Origin of the sequence: Streptomyces sp. NPDC001508, assembly GCF_040298665.1 — a bacterium.
Classification (GTDB): Bacteria; Actinomycetota; Actinomycetes; order Streptomycetales; family Streptomycetaceae; genus Streptomyces.
In genome coordinates, this window is record NZ_JBEPAP010000162.1 from 1 (window position 1) to 1,513 (window position 1,513).

Annotated in this window: 4 protein-coding genes; 1 reads left to right on the forward strand and 3 read right to left on the reverse strand. The window is 66.6% G+C overall.

Features of this window, described 5'->3' with window-relative positions; translation table 11 throughout:
- Window positions 1-112 precede the first annotated feature (112 nt).
- Window positions 113-412: a hypothetical protein gene (locus ABT245_RS45850; protein WP_351747103.1), complete on the forward strand. Its 300-nt coding sequence runs from the start codon at window positions 113-115 to the stop codon at window positions 410-412.
- A 52-nt stretch (window positions 413-464) separates the two neighbouring features.
- Here the strand turns inward: ABT245_RS45850 and ABT245_RS45855 are convergent, their stop codons facing one another.
- Genes ABT245_RS45855 through ABT245_RS45865 form a run of 3 tightly spaced genes read right to left on the reverse strand, consistent with a single transcriptional unit; the run spans window position 465 to window position 1,411 of the window.
- Window positions 465-932 carry an NUDIX hydrolase gene (locus ABT245_RS45855; protein WP_351747105.1) on the reverse strand — a complete coding sequence of 156 codons (468 nt, stop codon included), beginning with the start codon at window positions 930-932 and terminating at the stop codon, window positions 465-467.
- An 18-nt stretch (window positions 933-950) separates the two neighbouring features.
- Window positions 951-1,184, reverse strand: a complete 234-nt coding sequence (locus ABT245_RS45860) for a DUF397 domain-containing protein (RefSeq protein WP_351747107.1) — start codon at window positions 1,182-1,184, stop codon at window positions 951-953.
- Window positions 1,181-1,411 (reverse strand): Scr1 family TA system antitoxin-like transcriptional regulator, encoded by a 231-nt coding sequence (locus tag ABT245_RS45865; protein WP_351747109.1) that lies wholly within the window; start codon window positions 1,409-1,411, stop codon window positions 1,181-1,183. Before ABT245_RS45865 ends, ABT245_RS45860 begins: the two co-directional genes overlap by 4 nt.
- Window positions 1,412-1,513 lie beyond the last annotated feature (102 nt).

The following is a 1,513-nucleotide window of genomic DNA, read 5'->3' on the forward strand; positions in this document are numbered from 1 at the left end:
GACCTTCGACAAGCCCTATCGTCCCAGCTCAGAGGCACTCCTCGCTTATTTGATCAACACTCGGACGGTCCCCCTCGTGAAAGCCCGAGGCTAGTGAAGGACGGTCAACACAGTGCTCGCGGCCGCCCCGACGCCGCTGATCAGCAGCCTCCTCGACCTGGACCGCACGCTGTGGGGCGATCCCGCCGCGGACTGGACCATCCGCATGGCCAGCGCCAAGACAGACGAGCGGACCGCGTTCTGGGACACCTACGGCTCTCTCGAGTCCTCGGCGGCCGGCGCCTGGTGCGCGCTCGTCTACGAGGCCCGCCACCTTGGCGCTATCCGTCTGGAACGGCTCCGCCTCAATGACCTCGACGGCGCCCGGGACACGGTGGCTTCCATGGCCGCCGTTTTGGCCCAGCTGACGTGACGGCGGGAGGAGGGGGCTGTCGCACATCAGGAGCGTCAAGTTCTTCAGCAGGTCAGGTCATGACGACCGGCCGCTTCGGCGTGCGCCCTTCGGCGACGGCAGCAACAAGATCGGAAAGCCCCACGGGCCAGACCGTCTCCCGGGTGGCCCGCAGTTCGGGAAGGCTCCACCAACGGTGCTCGCGGATGTTGTCGGTCTGGGTGGCGCGTGTCGGGTCAGCGTCGGCCGTGGAGACACGGGCGAGGAAGTAGCGTTCCACCTGCCGGACTTCGCGTCCGCCGACCTGGTGGTCCTTGCTGCGTTCCGCGAGCTGCGCCCCCAGTTCGACCGCCGTCTCGTCGATCCCGAGTTCTTCGCGCAGTTCCCGGAGCGCCGCCGTGGTGTGGTCCTCTCCGTCCTCCAGTGAGCCGCCAGGCGTCGTCCAGAATCCGCCGTTTTCGTCATAGCGCAGGAGCAGGACGCGGGTGTCGGCGTCGAGGACGACGGCGCGGGCGGCTTCCCAGCGGGGTGGAGGCGTCATGTGGTTCAGTGCTGCGGTTCAGATGGGCAGTTCCGACTGCTCCAGGCCACCGATGGAGGCGCCGTACGCGCTGGTGGAGAAGCGCAGCGGTCGCTGGTCGAGGTTCTTGGAGTCGCGGAAGCAGACGAGTTGCGGCAGGAAGGCAAGCTCCACGCAGTTGGTGCCCCCACTGCTGCGGCTGTTCTTGACCCAGGTTGCGGCGTTGCTCTGCTCCAGGAGCCGTGCGTGGTCAATGCGGGTCTTGCCGTTCATGCGAGGTTTTTGGCGATTGACGTGAGCAGGCGGACGTAGGCTTGGCGGGTCTGGGCTTCGGTTTTCAATAGGTCGCCCGTGGTGCGGTACTGCTCGACGCTGTCGGCCTGGTTCATGTGGAGCGAGGCCCGCATGGATTCGATGACGACGACGTCGGGTCCGGCCGGGAAGGCCAGGTGGGGGAACGGGCCGTCCATCCCGGCGTGGGCGCCGACGCTGAACGACAGGACCTAATACTCCAGCTGTAGATCGTGATCTTGCTGGTCGGGCCGGTGCGGAGACGGGTGCGGCCACCGTTGATCATCGTGAGTTGTGTGGACTTACGAAGA